Consider the following 16,829-nt stretch of genomic DNA (forward strand, 5'->3'; position numbering starts at 1 on the left):
GCGCGCGCTATGTCAAATGTGAAGCTACCAATAACAATCGATCCAGTCAAAAGTGCGCAAAAACGCGCTTCATACAAAGGCATATACCAAGCCTCTGTTATGCAAAGATTGAGCGAAGCGGTAGAAAATATTTTGACCGATGTTGCTGTGGATGTTGAGTTTGCAAAAGACGCGCAGAGTCTTACTTACATCCAAGGAGGGTCTCGTGTTGAAACTTCACTTATTTGCCAGCGTTGTAATGAATCATTTTCGTTGGAAATTTCAACTGAATTTTGTTTCAGTCCCGTGCAGGGGACAGAGCAAGCCGATGCATTACCTGACGTCTATGAGCCGATTGAGGTCAATGACCACGGAGAAATAGATTTACTCCAGTTAGTGGAGGATGAGTTGATTTTGTCACTACCGATTGTTGCACTTCATGCAGAAGAAGATTGCAAACAAAAAGCTGATGACATGCAGTTCGGAAAAATCGATACGGACGTAGAACGTGAAAACCCATTTGCGGTTTTAAAAGAGCTTAAGCGAGATTAGGAGTAACCTATGGCGGTACAACAAAATCGTAAGACTAGATCTAAGCGCGGTATGCGTAGATCTCACGACGCGTTAACAGCTGAAACTTTGTCTGTTGACTCAACCTCTGGCGAAACTCATCGTCGTCACCACGTGACAGCTGATGGTTTTTACAAAGGTAAAAAAGTTATTGCCAAGTAAGGCAAAGCGTTGACTAAAGTCATCATAGCTTTAGATATCATGGGGGGCGATCGAGGCCCCCATGTTTTTTCTTCAGCTGTCACCAAAATCCTATCAGAATACCCTAACGTACATATTGTGTTGTGTGCGACACAGTTATCAGCCAATGAAATTTTAAGCAAGGTTCCTTCGCATTTACATGCGCAGTTGTCTATTGAAGCGTGTGAACAAGTCGTCGACATGCAGATGAAACCCGCAGTTGCATTGCGCAAAATGAAGCAATCTTCAATGCGAAGAGCACTAGATTTGGTGAGTAATCAACTAGCCCACGGCTGTGTGAGTGCTGGTAATACCGGTGCGTTGATGGCAATGGCTAACTACGTGCTGAAGACTCTCAATGGTATATCTCGGCCTGCGTTGGTGTCATCTTTACCTACGCGCAGCGACAAAAAAGTACTGTTACTAGATTTAGGTGCTTCGGTCAATTGCGATGCAGAAAACTTGTTGCAATACGCCGTAATGGGCTCTGTTCTAAAACAGTCATGCGATGGTTTACATGCGCCTAAGGTCGCGTTGCTTAATGTCGGCGAAGAAGAGATCAAAGGGAATTCCGTGATTCAACACGCTGATGCATTATTAAAAGAGTGCAAAGCCCTGCAATATGTTGGCTACGTAGAGGGCGATGATATTTTTGCTGGTGAGGTTGATGTCGTGGTGACGGATGGCTTTACTGGCAACATTGCACTAAAAGCGAGTGAAGGTATAGCAAAACTGGTGGTTGAAGAATTACAGGTGCTAACAAGGGAAACGCTTCTTGCCAGGCTAGTCAGCAAATTAATGTTGCCGCTATTAAAGCGCCTGTATCAGCGAATGAACCCCGACCAGTACAATGGGGCGAGTCTGATAGGATTGCGCGGAATTGTAATTAAAAGTCATGGTAATGCGAGTGCTGAAGCCTGTTATTACGCTTTGAAGCAAGCCATTTCCGAAATTAACCTATCCGTACCAGATAGGATAAAAACAAAAATAGAAAAAGAATTGTTGGAGCACTAATCCATGTTTTCACGCTTTATAGGGACGGGCAGTTATCACCCCTCAGAAGTACGTACAAATGCAGACCTAGAATTAATGGTCGACACCTCAGACGAATGGATTACCGATCGCACGGGTATCAAAGAAAGAAGAATTATTGCGCCCCACGAGACGGCGGCAACAATGGGAGCGGAAGCCAGTCTTAAGGCCTTAGAAGCAGCCAATATCAAGGCTTCAGATATTGATATGATTGTGTGCGCTACCACCAGTGGACGGTATGCCTTGCCGAGTACCGCCTGTGAAATTCAATCCATATTGGGCATTGACAATATTCCAGCCTTTGATATTGCCGCGGCGTGTGCTGGCTATTGTTATGCCTTGAGTATTGCGGATCAATATATTCGTTCTGGCATGGTCAAACGCATTTTGGTTGTGGGAACAGATTGTTTGTCGCGTTTAGTTGACCCTGCTGATCGCAGTATGGTGATACTCTTTGGTGATGGTGCCGGTGCAACGATTATTGAAGCAAGTGAAGAACCCGGTATTTTATCTACCCATATTAACGCGGCGGGGTCTTACAAAGATCTCTTGTATGTAGGTAACCCCACCCGAGGTGAGGAAGCCTCTGTGCATGAGAATTGGGGCGTGATGAAGGGTAACGAAGTATTTAAAGTGGCGGTCACAAAGCTAAGCGAAATCGTGTCGCAAACCTTAGAGGCAAATCAACTAGATAAGTCAGATATCGACTGGTTAGTGCCGCATCAGGCTAACTTTAGAATTATCAAAGCGGTGGCTAAGAAATTGAATATGTCGCTTGATCAAGTTGTGGTTAACCTAGAGCAATATGGCAATACCTCTGCGGCTACTGTGCCTACAGCGCTAGATATGGCGATTCGAGATGGCCGCATACAGCGAGGGCAACATTTGTTGTTAGAAGCATTTGGCGGTGGTTTTGCTTGGGCGTCTGCGCTAGTTAAGTATTAAAAATAAAAAATATAAGGATTTTTACATGACAGCTTTAGCATGTGTCTTTCCAGGTCAAGGTTCACAATCCCTTGGCATGTTGGCAGATTTAGCTGCTGAACACAAAAGCGTATTGACTTGCTTTGAAGAAGCATCAGACGCATTGAACTATAATTTGTGGGATTTGGTGCAAAACGGTCCGGTGGAAAAGCTAAATCAAACAGATATCACACAACCTGCTTTGTTAACAGCGAGCATTGCCGCCTATCAGGTCTACATTGCAACAAATGATAGACAACCTAGATATCTGGCAGGGCACAGTCTTGGTGAGTACACTGCACTTGTTGCGGCGGGGGTCTTGTCGTTGACTGACGCAGTAAAATTGGTTGAATTGCGTGGTCAGTTTATGCAACAAGCTGTACCCGCAGGTACAGGTGCTATGTATGCGATTATTGGTTTAGATGATGCGCAGATCATTGAGGTTTGTAATAAGGTTTCAACCGATACAGGCTTAGTTGTTTCAGCAGTAAACTTCAACTCTCCCGGTCAAGTGGTCATTGCTGGCAATAGTGAAGCAGTTGAACAAGCAGGCACTGAATTAAAGGCTGCAGGGGCAAAACGAGCACTTCCTCTCGCCGTTAGTGTGCCGTCGCATTGCGAGTTAATGAAGCCTGCAGCAGAGCGTTTAGAAGACTATCTGTCAACAATTTACTTTAACACACCCGAAATTGAAGTAGTGAATAACGTTGACGTTGCGGTTTGTCACTCTGCTGACGAGATAAAGGCCGCTTTGGTTAGGCAATTATACAAACCAGTTCGCTGGACAGAAACGGTTACATTTTTAGCCAGTCAAGGCGTTGAAGAAGTAGTTGAAGTCGGCCCCGGTAAAGTACTGGCAGGGCTTAACAAGCGAATTGACAAGACGTTGATACTTTCGTCGTTCAATTAATTGAACTGAATTAAATAGGAAAAATATGTTTGATTTAACTGGAAAAGTGGCACTAGTCACAGGCGCGAGCCGTGGTATTGGTAGAGCAGTTGCAGAGCAGTTGCTTTCAATGGGAGCGACCGTACTGGGTACGGCAACATCAGAAAGTGGTGCGGCTGCAATTAGTGAATATCTTGGCGAAAACGGTAAAGGTTTTGTACTCAATGTTACGAGTGATGAATCAATTAGCGAATTGTTGAGCCAAATCACAGAATCCTACGGTAATCCTGATATCCTTATCAACAACGCTGGTATTACCCGTGACAATCTTTTGATGCGTATGAAAGACGATGAGTGGAATGACATTTTGCAGACAAATCTGACTTCTGTCTTTAAATTGTCTAAAGCGGTATTACGTGGCATGATGAAGAAAAAACATGGTCGCATTGTCAATATTGGTTCAGTGGTCGGCTCTACCGGAAATGCAGGGCAGGCGAACTACGCAGCTGCAAAAGCTGCGGTTATTGGTTTTAGTAAATCCATGGCAAGAGAAATTGCATCGCGAGGAATTACGGTCAACGTGGTGGCACCTGGTTTTATCGACACTGATATGACCAAGGCACTTACTGATGATCAAAAAGCCGCTATTTTTCAGGATATCCCAGCTAATCGTCTAGGTGATCCAAAAGAGATTGCGGCGACGGTTGGCTTTTTGGCGTCCGATGCCGCTGCTTACATCACTGGTGAAACCATTCATGTGAATGGTGGCATGTTTATGAGTTAAAATTATGTTACAAGTGTATATTTGATGAAAAATGTACATTTTGTTGCATTAATCGGCAATTAATCGAATTTTGTGGTTTGACCACGGTCTAAATTAAGCGTTAGACTTGCAAGGCTGGCGTTTCGGCAATACACTACGCCGGATAATCTAAAACAAGGTATGTAAGGAAACCTGTAATTATGAGTAACATCGAAGAACGCGTTAAAAAAATTATTGTTGAACAGTTAGGCGTTAAAGAAGACGAAGTCAAAGCTGAAGCCTCGTTCGTTGATGATTTAGGTGCTGATTCTTTGGACACAGTTGAGCTAGTAATGGCTTTGGAAGAGGAATTCGATACTGAAATTCCTGACGAAGAAGCAGAGAAGATTACTACTGTTCAGTCAGCCATCGACTACATCAACGCTAACAAAGACGCGTAATCAATATTACTAGAAGACGGCTCTATACGAGCCGTTTTTTTGTTTACATAATGGATTTTTTTACTGGAGGCTTAAGTGGCTAAACGTCGCGTTGTGGTAACAGGTCTCGGAATGTTGTCACCACTAGGTAACACTGTAGATACTACTTGGCAACGAATTCTGAAAGGTGAGAGTGGCATTGACGCCATCACACAATTTGAATCTGAAAATTTCAATACTAGGTTTGCAGGAGAAGTAAAAGACTTTGATGTCGAAAAATACATCTCCAAAAAAGAAACCAAAAAAATGGATAGATTTATCCAACTTGGTATAGCAGCAGGCATTCAAGCATTAGATGATTCTGGTCTAGAAATAACTGAACAAAATGCAAAGCGTGTCGGTGTGACAATTGGCTCTGGCATTGGCGGTTTGCCCTTGATTGAAGAAAATCATACAAAGCTAATGAATAGTGGGCCAAAACGCGTTTCTCCATTTTTTGTACCATCAACTATTACCAATATGATTTCTGGTTTCCTCTCCATAATGAGGGGCTTGAAAGGGCCTAATTTGAACGTTGTCACAGCTTGTACTACCGGCGTGCACAATATTGGTATTGCTGCTAGAACGATAGCTTATGGCGATGCTGATGCCATGCTAGCTGGCGGCTCTGAGTCAAGTATAACGCCTTTAGCGATTGCAGGTTTTGGCTCTGCTCGTGCGTTATCGACAAATAACGCTTCACCCCAACAAGCCAGTAGACCATGGGATAAAGACCGTGACGGGTTTGTCATGGGAGAGGGCGCAGGTGTAGTCATGCTGGAAGAGTATGAATCGGCCAAGGCGCGAGGAGCAAAAATTTATGCTGAGCTTGTAGGCTTTGGTATGAGTGGCGATGCTTATCATATGACGTCTCCGCCTGAGAACGGGGAAGGCGCAGCAGATGCAATGGCGAATGCTTTAAATGACGCAGCGCTTGACCAAGATAAAGTGGTGTATATTAATGCTCACGGCACCTCTACACCTGCTGGTGATAAAGCAGAGGTAAGTGCGGTTAAGTCTGTGTTTGGTGAGCACGCATACAAGCTCAAAGTTAGCTCAACTAAATCTATGATTGGGCATCTGTTGGGTGCTGCAGGTTCTGTAGAAGCCATATTCACTATTTTGGCACTGCGTGACCAAATGGCGCCACCGACGATCAATTTAGATAATCCTAGTGAAGACTGCGATTTAGATTTTGTTGCAAACAAGGCGGCCGCTATTGACGGGGATTACGCACTTTGTAATTCTTTTGGTTTTGGCGGAACCAACGGCTCACTACTGTTTAAACGTCCATAAACATTAGGGGTTACCTGTAGAGCGTATTGTCCATGGTAAATGCGAATATACAAGTCAACCCCAAACATATCGACAGTCGTGACCGAAGCTTCGCATACGGTGACGGCTGTTTTACAACGATGTTCGCTTGTGAGCAGCGTGTATTTCTTTTAGACCAGCACATCCAACGTTTACAAGCGGATGCTCGAAAACTATTTATTCACTTTGACAATTGGCATGATGTAAGTGAACAAATTAAGCAAATTGCATTAGGCTTACATTTTCCGCATGTTGTGAAAGTTGTAGTGAGTAGAGGAATTGGAGGAAGAGGATACTCTCCGGAAACTTGCGAACAAGCTGAAGTTTATATATTTACGTTTGCTAGTTCTGCGCAAAACCTACAAATAGATAAACCTGCTCAAAGACTCGCGTTCGCGAATGTAAGAATGTCATCGCAGCCGGCTCTCAGTGGCATCAAGCATAATAACCGCCTAGAACAGGTGATAGCAAAGCAGGAATGTGTTCAACGAAAGTTAAACGGTGAGCATATTGATGATCTGCTACTGTTAAACAATGACGGTTATCTAATAGAAGCGACGTCAGCAAACGTATTTTATGAGCTTGAGGGGGAGTGGTATACACCAGATTTGACCTCTCAAGGGGTGGACGGTGTTATGCGTAAACACATACTTTCTGTCATGTATGATGCCGGCATACCTTGTCATGTTGCATTGCATAAGCCTGATGAGCTACGACAAATAAGGTCAGCATTTATATGCAACGCGGTGCAAATTATTCAGGTGGTTTCACATATAGAACTGCAGTCTCAAGTTATTGAGCTGTGCAAAAAAAGCACACAAAAGGTGTTTGCCCTCACATTGGACAGTCTGTGTCGTGTCGATTTGGATTAAACGTTTTCTTATTCTAACATTCATCCTTGCATGTGCTGCGTTTGCATCCGCATTTTATGTGCTTAATCAAGCCAACAAACAGATGCATTATGTTGCTAATCAAGACGTGTACCTTTTACACGTCGAGCGTGGCGACAATGCGCTTGGCTTATTCAACGACTTGAATGAAACTTTTGAGCTTGGTGCAAACCCATTGTTATTTAAAGTTTGGTTGCGCTTAAATAGTGAAAAAGCAGTCATTAAGAAAGGTGTCTACGAGATACCTAAGTCTTCGCGTTTAGTTGATGTTTTTGAGCGAGTATCATCAGGGAATACCAAGCAGTTCAGTATTACCTTGATTGAAGGGCAAACCATCAAACAATGGTATCAACAGATTAAGCGCCTTGACTCCTTACAGCAAGATTTACCCAACATCCAAGCGTTATACGACACTTTGATAGGTGCCGAAGGGCAGCAGAATACCGCGTTTTGCGAAAATAAGCATGCCAGTATCGAGGGCTGTTTGTTACCTGATACCTATTACTATTCATACAAGGATAGTGCTCTGAGTATTCTTCATAGAGCATTTAGAGCCATGTCAATATACATTGAAGATAGTTGGCAGCAGCGCTTCCAAGACCTGCCAATCCCGTCTATGTACGAGGCTTTAATACTCGCGTCTATCGTTGAAAAAGAAACGGGTTTAGCAAGTGAGCGAGATCTAATTGCAGGTGTGTTTGTGAATCGCTTGCTGCAAAATATGCGTTTGCAAACGGATCCCACCGTTATATATGGTATTGGCGATGAATTTGACGGTAATATCACACGAAAGCATTTACGTGCTATGACGCCCTACAACACATACCGAATTAAAGGCTTACCGATTACACCCATTGCTATGTCATCTAGAGATTCTATAATGGCAGCCTTGCGGCCCGCTTCTACAGAATACTTGTACTTTGTATCGAAGGGAGATGGCAGTCATCAATTTTCTGAAACCTTAGATGAACACAATGCTGCAGTCAGGCGTTATCAGCTAAATAAAAAATAAGTTTATATTCATCTAAGGTGTGCATATTAAAAGCAAGACTTAAAAGGCAGCGATGCGTTTGCGTGAAATTGTTGGCTTGCTCATACAAAAGAATATAATCATTTATAATTGCATAATAAGTAAAAGGTAGTTGATGCTAGGAAAGTTCATTGTTATCGAAGGTTTAGAAGGCGCGGGTAAAAGTAGCGTTATTTCAGCAATAGTTGATTTCTTGCGTGCTAAAGGCCTTGAAGTGATGACCACTCGTGAACCAGGTGGTACGCCTATGGCAGAAGCCATTCGTGATTGTGTTAAGCATACTTGGGATGAAACAGTCACCGAGCAAACTGAACTGTTATTGATGTATGCATCGAGAAGCCAACTGGTCACCAATAAGATACTGCCGGCATTGTCTAATGGCACCTGGGTAGTGGGCGATCGGCATGATTTATCTACTGTGGCTTATCAAGGCGGGGGGCGAGGTGTGGCGTTGTCTTCGCTCAGTCAGCTAAAACAGATCACTTTGGGAGAGTTTTCTCCCGATTTTACAGTGTACTTGGACGTATCGCCTGCGACAGGTTTAGCGCGCGCGCGTGGGCGCGGCGAATTGGATCGTATTGAGTTAGCGGGTGCGGCTTTTTTTGAACGTGTCAGGAATATGTATGTGTCGCAAATAAAGGGTATGCCGAATGCCTGCACAATAGATGCCGAACAGACTATGGAAAAAGTACACGCCGATGCTTTGTCAGCCTTAGATGACTGGTTAAGTGAATAATATGTACCCTTGGTTAACACACTCTTTAGCAAATTTTATTGCCTTATTGGATAAAGCACGTTTACACCATGCAAATCTGCTATACAGCCAAAAAGGATCGGGTAGCGAAGTATTGAGCCATGCGCTAGCAAAATCGATACTTTGTTTAGATTCGCAGCAACGTACCAGTAAACAAGGCGCATGCGGAGAGTGCAAAAGTTGCTTATTGGTTGAAGCAGAATCTCACCCAGACCTACATCTTATTACGAGGGATAAGACGCAAATTAGTGTCGATTCAATTCGATCTGCGATTGAAAAAGTGAGTAAAACTGCACAACTCGGTGGGAATAAAGTCATACTCATAAATAACATTGAGTCAATGTCAGCAGCCGCAAGTAATGCCTTTTTAAAAACCTTGGAGGAACCGACGGATGATACTTACATGGTTCTGTCTAGTTGTGAGGTCAACCACATATTACCGACTATACTAAGCCGCTGTGAAAAGCATAAGCTTAACATGCCAACTTATGAACAAAGTGCAGCCTTCTTATTGGCGCAAAACGTGGAGGTTCCTGAAGAATCTACGCTAAGAGCGCATGGCGGTTCACCGCTACTATATCTTAGCACCTTAGAAGAAGGGGGCTTAAGGTTTGATACCTTTAAAAATGATTGGCAAAGTTTTGTTTCACCCCTTAGTCAAGTGTCAATCAGTGCTTTTGAGTTAAGCGAAAAATATAAAGAAAAAGCGGCAGACGTGCTTGATTGGCTATATGCGATCATTACTGAAGAAATGAATAAGCAGTTCGATAATTCGCAAGTTGACATCATCGCTATTTCAGATTGGCAACAATGCCAGCTAGCAGAAGCCAAGAGAAAGGTACAACAAGTTGGTGTAAACAACAGTGTTGTGTTGGGGCAGTTATTTTCAAGTTATAAACAACTTAATAGTAAAGTGGAGCAGTAAGTGTTTGTAGATTCGCATTGCCATTTAGATAGAATCAATTCATCACCCGAAGCTTTGGAAAGCATTGTTAAGGCAGCGACAGATGCGAAGGTTGAGCACATGTTATGTGTGGCAGTTTCGGTGAAAGAGTTTGCGGCGATGCACAAAGCCGTTGCTAAGTTTGATAATGTGTCTATGTCATGTGGGGTTCACCCATTACACCAAGAAGACGCATGTGATTATGATACCTTGCTCGAATACGCCAAGCGCGACGATGTAGTTGCGGTGGGGGAAACTGGCCTAGATTATCACTACAGTGAAGAAACTAAAGACACGCAGCGCCAATCATTTATTGATCACATTAAGGTGGCAAACACCGTAAAAAAGCCTTTGATTATTCATACTCGCGCCGCGCAAGCAGACACCTTAGCGATACTGAAAGAGTATTACGAACATGATACGGGTGCTGTATTGCATTGTTTTACTGAGTCTTTAGAGATGGCGCAAGCGGCAATGGAAATGGGTATTTATATTTCGATATCTGGCATTGTCACCTTTAAATCCGCAAGCGAGTTGCAAGAAACGGTAAAACAGCTTCCTTTGGATAAATTGCTCATTGAAACAGATTCCCCTTGGTTAGCACCAACCCCGCATCGGGGTAAAACAAATGAGCCGAAATATGTTGTAAGGGTAGCTGAGTTTATCGCTGATTTAAGAGGGGACACTGTTGCAGAGCTGGCACATGCGAGTAAGTGCAATTTTTATCGTTTGTTTAGCATGGTTAAACCAAAATAAGCTTTCAACATGAAAAGCATTTATCGTGATGGCATAGTGAAAGCTATGCCATTTCCATACTAAATTGCTCAGCCAATCGAGCATGAATTAGCTCGGTTCTACTATGTCGCTGTAATTTTCCTAGATACTCTGCTTGTGCTTGGGAGAGGTCACAATCAAAGAATATTTTTTCACACGTCCCCGCTTTTAATAAAGCACAGATAAGCGAATATTGGCTAAAACGCCTTTTTTTTATAGATATCACATATGGGTGTTTAACTGCGAGATTGAGCCTATCCGCTAAATTACACCACCATCCTGTTTTACTTGCCTGTTTAAATGCATGTCGAGATAACTGAATCACATTGTTTTTTTCTACTACTTGATTTGTATTTGAAAAGTTGGTCGATTCCATAATTTTCTCACTTGTGTATTTATACATACTGTTTTCATATACAGTAATACTGTATAAATAAACATGCAAGTGTTTTGTACAAATTTTAATTTATAACTTCAAAGTGTGATTTAGTTGGGCTGTATATGTTTGCTATTCGATCGTTTATTGCAAAGTACTGTTCCGTCCGATAAGTGTAATAATAAAAAATTAACAAATTAGCCGAGTGTATGAAAATGGTGTACACTTTCGTTTTGTAGTCAAACGAACATTTTAGAACTTTTATGCCACAAGAAAAACGACAAGACGAAATACTCGCTTTGGTCAAAGAGCGAAGCTTTGTTTCAATAGATGACCTTGTCGCCCACTTTAATGTGACGCCTCAAACCATTAGGCGCGATTTAAATCAATTAGCAAATGATAACAAGCTACGGCGTCATCATGGTGGTGCCGGCACAGTTTCGAGCGTAACTAATACTGAGTATACCAAGAGAAAAATAATGGACGCCGCTGCAAAAGAAAAAATTGCAGCGCGTATTGCTAGCTTGATACCAGATGGTTCGTCTTTATTTATAAATATTGGCACAACAACTGAAACCGTCGCCAGAGCATTACTCAATCACAAGAATTTGCGTGTAGTCACCAACAATCTTCATGTTGCCTCTATTCTAGCGATCAAAGACGATTTTACCGTATTAATTGCCGCTGGCGAGGTGAGGCATCGAGATGGTGGAATTATTGGTGAAGCGACAGAAGATTTTATTAATCAGTTTAAAATGGATTTTGGCATCATCGGTATCAGCGGTATTGATGAAGATGGTTCGTTACTCGATTTTGATTTTCGTGAAGTAAGGGTTGCGCAATCTATTATGCGTAATTCTAGACGAGTGGTTCTTGGCGCGGATGGCTCCAAATTTGGTCGTTTTGCTATGGTTAAACTTGGCAATATTAGTCAAGCTAACGATTTCGTGACGGATACTCAGCCCCCCGAAGCAATAAATGAGTTAATGAGGAAAAATGAGGTAAATCTTCATATTGTGTAGAGGCTGTTTATATTTGTTTATTTTAGAGCCAACCCAAAAAATACACAAAGATAAACAGCCTCTGACCTCCCCAGCCTTCATCGTTCATAAACAATCAAGCAAAATCAAACTAATTCTCCAGCATAAAGGCATGTTGTCCTGTCTAACAGGCCAAAGATAAGACTATTCGCCATTTCGCACCTTTGCATATTTGTTATTCCTTGACTACATTTAGTGTGCAGATATCGATAAGGTCTGATGTTTCGTGAAAGGAATAAACGGTCTGTAGCTTTTCTTTCGAACATTTTTTAATGAAAATGTTCGAAAATGTTCGAAAAACAACTTGAAAGTTCACATTCGAATGTTAATATACAGTTAATTACTTGCTTAAGTACTGGTTAAATAACTTTCGACACAGGGGAATCGAAATGCAATACGAACAGGTAGAAACAATTAAGGTAAATAATACCGTTGATAACGCCACTTCTTTGTATGAACAACTCGTTCACGATTATCCGTTCTTGAATAAATCTCTACTAAAACGCTACGCAAGGGATTATGCCAATGGTGCCTATAAAATTTTAGCGGGTGTCTACGACATCAACGATATGGGCAGCAATTTTGGTGACGAAATTTATCAAAACGAAATAGACTATTTACTTCATGACAACCCAAACATGAGTGTAGATGACTTGATTTGGCGTCAAACTAACGTGGGTGTAAAACTCAACGACTGTCAAAAAGCCAAGCTCTATCATTACTTACAATAACACTTCAACACGGTGGGATTATACTTGGCAGTTCCCCTTACTTTAGTCGTAAAATTTATTTTTCATGTATGAAAAATCAAAGCGTATATGGACATACTCGTAGCGTTTTTACGACTAAAGTAAGGGGAGCTGCCAAGTATAATCCCACCATGAACGCTTCAAACACTTAAAAATTGTTTTTCTCCGAGCTCGATCCATGCTTTTGGGTAAATACCTAGGCATGGATTGAGTGATTTCGGTATGATATTGATTTAGTTAATACTACACCGAGTCATCATGAACAAGACCATGCTAATCACCGGCGGTAGTTCCGGTATTGGTGCTGCTACTGTACAGTTATTTTTGGCACAAGGGTATCAGGTGTTTAATCTGGATATCTCACCCATCAGCGCGGCGTTGGCAGCCTCAGAGTCCGAAAGATATTGCCATATACCTTGCGATATTCGTCAACATGATTCAGTTCGAAAACACATTGCAAAAATCTGTGAAGAAAATAGCATCGCAGTGGTAATTTGCAATGCGGGTAAACATCTTTCAGCCAATATCGAAAATACAAGTGAGGCAGAATTGATAGACTTATTCAACCTGAATGTAAAAGGGGCGTTTTCGGTCATTCAATCTTGCCTACCGTCGATGAAATCACAAGGCTTTGGTAGAATTATTCTGATTGCATCCGATCAAGCATTGATTGGTAAAACCAATTCCTTTGCTTACAACTTAAGTAAACATGCATTAGCTTCTATCGCTAAAACTACGGCCTTAGACTATGCCGAGTTTGGTATTACGGCGAATGCGATTTGTCCGGGAACTATTGATACGCCGTTGTATCGCAAAGCCATTCAAAAATACTGCGACAAGTCGGGACGCGTCTTTGCTGATGTGCATAAAGAAGAGGGTAACATGCAACCTGTTGGTCGCATTGGTCTAGCGTCAGAAGTAGCAGACTACGCGCTTTTTTTGGCCAAGGAGAGCAGTGGCTTTATCACGGGCAGTATACAGTTAATTGATGGTGGTTACACGGCACAGTAATATATGGATTTCATTGACCCACATCTTCATTTTTTTGCTTTGAGTCAAGGGATGTACAACTGGCTACAGCCTAATAACCCGCCTTTTTGGTCTGACAAACATACTATTTGTAGGGATTTTGGCGAAGCAGATTTGCGCATAAACGCGCCGCTAAAACTCGCTGCATATGTGCATGTTGAGGCCGGTTTTGACAACGAAAACAGCTTGGCTGAGGCTGAATTTTGGTTAAAAAAAGCGGGTTTACCCCTATCGACAATCATAACTGTAAATTTGAATAGTCCACCTGATAGGTTTCGTAAAACAATATCTGAAGCATTAGTCGTAAACCAAGGGCAACCATCCGCAATATCTGGGGTACGTCATATATTGGACGAGCAGGCTGCTAGCATTTTGAGCCATCCCAATACACGTGAAAATTTTAAGCTATTGTGTGAAACAGGCTTGATATTTGAGTTACAAATGGACTTCGCTGATGCAAAGAGTTTTTCTGCACTCAGTCAAGTGCTCAATGACTACCCGTCTATTCACCTCAGCATCAATCACGCCGGTTCGATAAATTGGCAACAAAATATACGACATATAAATAATTGGCGACACAATATGCGGGAGGTTTCCAATATAAAGCAATGCTTTGTCAAAGTATCGGGTTTTGAGATGCAAAATCGATCATACAGTGACGATGATGTTAAACGCGTCATAGATGAAACGCTAAATGTCGTGGGGGAAGATAAAACAATGATGGCTTCAAACTTTCCACTCGTGCTATTGAGCAAACCCTATGATACTTATTGGCAGGCAATTTTGCAGAACTTAAGAGCCATGGGGCTATCTACTAGCGATCTGATGTATAACAATGCCGCGCGCTGTTACGCTTTTGCAAAAATGTAGGCTCTGACGAGGGAAGGGCATATCCTAAGGTCAGACCACGACTGGATTACACCCAGAAGTTACTTCTTTTTTTGTCGAAAAAAAACGCTGCGAGACATCAATATGCGCTCTGATTTTTCGACAACAAAGGAGGCACTTCCAAGTATAATCCCACCGCGACGGTCATACTTATTTCAGCCGAATTTACTTGACGATTACCTTTGGTGAACGGTTGACTACTTTATCGTTGAGTTCAATCCCAATTCCCGGTAAATCAGGTACTTTGAAAGTACCATTTTCAGGCTGATAATCTTGAATACACAGTTCACGATTCCATGATTTTATCGCATAGGTATGGTGCTCGTGTATCAAAAAGTTAGGGATGGCCGCTTCTAATTGAAGCGCCGCTGCCGTGGCTACCGGACCACCACAAACATGCGCTTGTATGCGAATATCGTATACATCAGCATAGTCACATACTTTCTTAGCTTCGGTAAAACCGCCTGACAAACCGACATCTGGCTGCAATACATCAATGCTCTGATCTTCAAAATAAGGGCGGCAATCCCAACGATGATAAAGCCGTTCTCCGCCAGCAATCGGCACGCGTAAGTTTTCAGAAACCTTTTTATGCACAGCTGCGTTCAAATAGTTGACGGGCTCTTCAAACATCATACAGTTGACTTCTTCGATCACTTCACCCATTTGTATTGCAGAGGCACAGCCCATTAAAGAGTGGGCTTCAAAGATAATATCGACCTCGTCGCCCACGGTTTGACGTATTGCACGCAAGCGATCGCCAAACAACTTCATCTGTTTAGGGGTGAACAACTTGGTACGATCAAAACTCGAATCACCGTTTTCGTCATACACAATAGGATCCACTTTCACGGCATCATAACCTTCGGCCATTGCCTTTTCGGCCGCGCGCGAATAATCATCAGGGCTAAGCATTTTTACGCAGTCCTGACTCCAGTCAAACTGAAGCTGGCTGGCATAGGTACGCAAATTATCATTTGTTTTACCGCCTAACAATTGATAAACCGGCACGTTTAAAGCTTTACCTTTTATGTCCCATAGCGCGGTATCGATTGCGCTCATCGCCGCATATAAAACAGGCCCTCCGCCCAGCCCCCAAAAACTCTCTCTTAACATTCTTGACCACAGCAATTCCGTTTTAAACGGATCAAAACCGATAAGCACGGCCTCTGCGATTTCCTTTATCATAGCAGCCGCTGCACTGTGCCCCCAATCGTAAGCAAGCCCAGCTTCTCCGACGCCGGTCAAACCTTCATCAGTGTATATTCTTACAAATATAGGGTTCCACGGTGGGCGATCAGGACAATGGATATCAAAAATTTCTACTTGTGTAATTTTCATTCTTTCTTCTTTTTTAAGTATCAAAATTAGGGTAGGCGCGTTTCACTCGTCTCATCATTGCAGGCCATGTTTTTTGGCCGCCGGTTTGCCCAGTATGCACAATGGCCGCCTGGGCTTTAATGCCATCAATAATAGATTGGTCTACTTCGACAATGGGCGCATGGCTCGCCATCAATTTGACTTGGATCTCGCAAGCCCGAACCAAATCGTACATATGCATAAACGCATCACCTATGGTTAAACCCATTGTCAATGCCCCGTGATTACGCAGTAGCATAAAGTTTGCATTACCCAAATCAGCTTGTAACCTAGCAATTTCATCGTGTTCTACCGCGAGACCTTCATAGCCATGGTAGGCCATGCTCGCTAGAGCAAAAGCAGAGTACTGAGAATAGGGACGCAAGCCATCTTTTAGGCTAGCGACAGCAATGGTATCCGGATGGTGCAAGTGCATGGCGCATTGATCTTCATGCCTTGCCTTATGTACAGCACTGTGAATAGTAAAACCAGCAGGGTTAATATTAAACGGGCATGCTTCGTCTAATATGTTACCTTCAATGTCAATTTTAACTAAATTTGACGCAGTCACTTCTTCAAAGCTAAGGCCAAATGCATTAATCAATAAAGCATCCGTACCGGGAATACGCGCTGACACGTGAGTGTGAATCAAATCATCCCACCCGTGCATCACAAGTAAACGATAACATGCAGCCAGTTCGACTCTGGTTAGCCACTCTTGTTCAGATACTTTATCTTTCAAACTTAATTGGGGGAGGTCGTACATAACTCGCTTGCCAAAAAAATAGATGCATAAACAAAGAAAAACAGCCTCTATTATGCTATGTGATTATTTGTAATAGTTTACAG

General features: G+C 42.5%; 20 protein-coding genes. 17 read left to right on the forward strand and 3 right to left on the reverse strand.

All coding sequences use genetic code 11. The features are described 5' to 3' along the window. Positions 1-9 precede the first annotated feature (9 nt). From yceD to ACFOHL_RS08225, 13 genes are all read left to right on the forward strand, one after another. Positions 10-531: a 23S rRNA accumulation protein YceD gene (gene yceD / locus ACFOHL_RS08165; RefSeq protein WP_376919733.1), complete on the forward strand. Its 522-nt coding sequence runs from the start codon at positions 10-12 to the stop codon at positions 529-531. A gap of 9 nt (positions 532-540) precedes the next feature. Further along, the gene (gene rpmF, locus ACFOHL_RS08170) at positions 541-711 is read left to right on the forward strand and encodes a 50S ribosomal protein L32 (protein WP_284216211.1); all 171 of its coding nucleotides are present in this window, start codon (positions 541-543) and stop codon (positions 709-711) included. Positions 712-720: 9 nt separating this feature from the next. After that, entirely contained in the window at positions 721-1,743 is a 1,023-nt protein-coding gene (gene plsX / locus ACFOHL_RS08175; protein WP_376919734.1) for a phosphate acyltransferase PlsX, read from the forward strand. Positions 1,744-1,746: 3 nt separating this feature from the next. Further along, positions 1,747-2,706, forward strand: a complete 960-nt coding sequence (locus ACFOHL_RS08180; RefSeq protein ID WP_376919735.1) for a beta-ketoacyl-ACP synthase III — start codon at positions 1,747-1,749, stop codon at positions 2,704-2,706. A gap of 25 nt (positions 2,707-2,731) precedes the next feature. Next, complete coding sequence (gene fabD / locus ACFOHL_RS08185) at positions 2,732-3,634, forward strand: ACP S-malonyltransferase (protein ID WP_376919736.1); 903 nt, start codon at positions 2,732-2,734, stop codon at positions 3,632-3,634. Between the two features lie 25 nt (positions 3,635-3,659). After that, positions 3,660-4,397, forward strand: a complete 738-nt coding sequence (gene fabG / locus ACFOHL_RS08190; RefSeq protein WP_376919737.1) for a 3-oxoacyl-ACP reductase FabG — start codon at positions 3,660-3,662, stop codon at positions 4,395-4,397. 179 nt (positions 4,398-4,576) lie between these two features. After that, positions 4,577-4,816 carry an acyl carrier protein gene (gene acpP, locus ACFOHL_RS08195; protein ID WP_376919738.1) on the forward strand — a complete coding sequence of 80 codons (240 nt, stop codon included), beginning with the start codon at positions 4,577-4,579 and terminating at the stop codon, positions 4,814-4,816. A gap of 75 nt (positions 4,817-4,891) precedes the next feature. Further along, positions 4,892-6,130, forward strand: a complete 1,239-nt coding sequence (gene fabF, locus ACFOHL_RS08200) for a beta-ketoacyl-ACP synthase II (protein ID WP_376919739.1) — start codon at positions 4,892-4,894, stop codon at positions 6,128-6,130. A gap of 32 nt (positions 6,131-6,162) precedes the next feature. Next, the gene (gene pabC / locus ACFOHL_RS08205) at positions 6,163-7,020 is read left to right on the forward strand and encodes an aminodeoxychorismate lyase (protein ID WP_376919740.1); all 858 of its coding nucleotides are present in this window, start codon (positions 6,163-6,165) and stop codon (positions 7,018-7,020) included. After that, positions 7,004-8,050, forward strand: a complete 1,047-nt coding sequence (mltG, locus tag ACFOHL_RS08210; RefSeq protein ID WP_376919741.1) for an endolytic transglycosylase MltG — start codon at positions 7,004-7,006, stop codon at positions 8,048-8,050. Before pabC ends, mltG begins: the two co-directional genes overlap by 17 nt. Positions 8,051-8,183: 133 nt before the next feature. Then, positions 8,184-8,804 (forward strand): dTMP kinase, encoded by a 621-nt coding sequence (gene tmk / locus ACFOHL_RS08215; protein ID WP_376919742.1) that lies wholly within the window; start codon positions 8,184-8,186, stop codon positions 8,802-8,804. A 1-nt stretch (position 8,805) separates the two neighbouring features. Further along, complete coding sequence (locus tag ACFOHL_RS08220; protein WP_376919973.1) at positions 8,806-9,747, forward strand: hypothetical protein; 942 nt, start codon at positions 8,806-8,808, stop codon at positions 9,745-9,747. After that, on the forward strand, positions 9,748-10,521 hold the full coding sequence (locus ACFOHL_RS08225; protein ID WP_376919743.1) for a TatD family hydrolase: 774 nt from the start codon (positions 9,748-9,750) through the stop codon (positions 10,519-10,521). It abuts the gene before it with no gap. Positions 10,522-10,564: 43 nt separating this feature from the next. Here the strand turns inward: ACFOHL_RS08225 and ACFOHL_RS08230 are convergent, their stop codons facing one another. Then, complete coding sequence (locus tag ACFOHL_RS08230) at positions 10,565-10,915, reverse strand: hypothetical protein (protein ID WP_376919744.1); 351 nt, start codon at positions 10,913-10,915, stop codon at positions 10,565-10,567. 263 nt (positions 10,916-11,178) lie between these two features. On the opposite strand from ACFOHL_RS08230, the gene ACFOHL_RS08235 reads away from it, so the two are divergent. The 4 genes from ACFOHL_RS08235 to ACFOHL_RS08250 all read left to right on the forward strand — a co-directional run bounded on the left by ACFOHL_RS08235 (position 11,179) and on the right by ACFOHL_RS08250 (position 14,603). After that, positions 11,179-11,937: a DeoR/GlpR family transcriptional regulator gene (locus ACFOHL_RS08235; protein ID WP_376919745.1), complete on the forward strand. Its 759-nt coding sequence runs from the start codon at positions 11,179-11,181 to the stop codon at positions 11,935-11,937. 407 nt (positions 11,938-12,344) lie between these two features. Continuing rightward, complete coding sequence (locus ACFOHL_RS08240) at positions 12,345-12,686, forward strand: hypothetical protein (protein ID WP_376919746.1); 342 nt, start codon at positions 12,345-12,347, stop codon at positions 12,684-12,686. A gap of 276 nt (positions 12,687-12,962) precedes the next feature. Beyond that, positions 12,963-13,715, forward strand: coding sequence for an SDR family NAD(P)-dependent oxidoreductase (locus ACFOHL_RS08245; RefSeq protein ID WP_376919747.1), 753 nt, complete (start codon positions 12,963-12,965; stop codon positions 13,713-13,715). 3 nt (positions 13,716-13,718) lie between these two features. After that, positions 13,719-14,603 (forward strand): amidohydrolase family protein, encoded by an 885-nt coding sequence (locus tag ACFOHL_RS08250; RefSeq protein WP_376919748.1) that lies wholly within the window; start codon positions 13,719-13,721, stop codon positions 14,601-14,603. Between the two features lie 183 nt (positions 14,604-14,786). Here the strand turns inward: ACFOHL_RS08250 and ACFOHL_RS08255 are convergent, their stop codons facing one another. Both ACFOHL_RS08255 and ACFOHL_RS08260 read right to left on the reverse strand, forming a co-directional pair. After that, positions 14,787-15,962: a mandelate racemase/muconate lactonizing enzyme family protein gene (locus ACFOHL_RS08255; RefSeq protein WP_376919749.1), complete on the reverse strand. Its 1,176-nt coding sequence runs from the start codon at positions 15,960-15,962 to the stop codon at positions 14,787-14,789. 13 nt (positions 15,963-15,975) lie between these two features. Further along, positions 15,976-16,746 carry a class II aldolase/adducin family protein gene (locus ACFOHL_RS08260; RefSeq protein WP_376919750.1) on the reverse strand — a complete coding sequence of 257 codons (771 nt, stop codon included), beginning with the start codon at positions 16,744-16,746 and terminating at the stop codon, positions 15,976-15,978. Positions 16,747-16,829: the final 83 nt, after the last annotated feature.

This window comes from Agaribacter flavus, assembly GCF_042646125.1.
GTDB lineage: Bacteria > Pseudomonadota > Gammaproteobacteria > Enterobacterales > Alteromonadaceae > Glaciecola > Glaciecola flavus.

Bases quoted from the DNA above. Each gene is read 5' to 3' on its own strand.
- yceD (WP_376919733.1), top strand. From the start codon at position 10: ATGTCAAATGTGAAGCTACCAATAACAATCGATCCAGTCAAAAGTGCG.
- rpmF (WP_284216211.1), top strand. From the start codon at position 541: ATGGCGGTACAACAAAATCGTAAGACTAGATCTAAGCGCGGTATGCGT.
- ACFOHL_RS08180 (WP_376919735.1), top strand. From the start codon at position 1,747: ATGTTTTCACGCTTTATAGGGACGGGCAGTTATCACCCCTCAGAAGTA.
- fabD (WP_376919736.1), top strand. From the start codon at position 2,732: ATGACAGCTTTAGCATGTGTCTTTCCAGGTCAAGGTTCACAATCCCTT.
- fabG (WP_376919737.1), top strand. From the start codon at position 3,660: ATGTTTGATTTAACTGGAAAAGTGGCACTAGTCACAGGCGCGAGCCGT.
- acpP (WP_376919738.1), top strand. From the start codon at position 4,577: ATGAGTAACATCGAAGAACGCGTTAAAAAAATTATTGTTGAACAGTTA.
- pabC (WP_376919740.1), top strand. From the start codon at position 6,163: ATGGTAAATGCGAATATACAAGTCAACCCCAAACATATCGACAGTCGT.
- tmk (WP_376919742.1), top strand. From the start codon at position 8,184: ATGCTAGGAAAGTTCATTGTTATCGAAGGTTTAGAAGGCGCGGGTAAA.
- ACFOHL_RS08220 (WP_376919973.1), top strand. From the start codon at position 8,806: ATGTACCCTTGGTTAACACACTCTTTAGCAAATTTTATTGCCTTATTG.
- ACFOHL_RS08230 (WP_376919744.1), bottom strand. From the start codon at position 10,915: ATGGAATCGACCAACTTTTCAAATACAAATCAAGTAGTAGAAAAAAAC.
- ACFOHL_RS08235 (WP_376919745.1), top strand. From the start codon at position 11,179: ATGCCACAAGAAAAACGACAAGACGAAATACTCGCTTTGGTCAAAGAG.
- ACFOHL_RS08240 (WP_376919746.1), top strand. From the start codon at position 12,345: ATGCAATACGAACAGGTAGAAACAATTAAGGTAAATAATACCGTTGAT.
- ACFOHL_RS08245 (WP_376919747.1), top strand. From the start codon at position 12,963: ATGAACAAGACCATGCTAATCACCGGCGGTAGTTCCGGTATTGGTGCT.
- ACFOHL_RS08250 (WP_376919748.1), top strand. From the start codon at position 13,719: ATGGATTTCATTGACCCACATCTTCATTTTTTTGCTTTGAGTCAAGGG.
- ACFOHL_RS08255 (WP_376919749.1), bottom strand. From the start codon at position 15,962: ATGAAAATTACACAAGTAGAAATTTTTGATATCCATTGTCCTGATCGC.
- ACFOHL_RS08260 (WP_376919750.1), bottom strand. From the start codon at position 16,746: ATGTACGACCTCCCCCAATTAAGTTTGAAAGATAAAGTATCTGAACAA.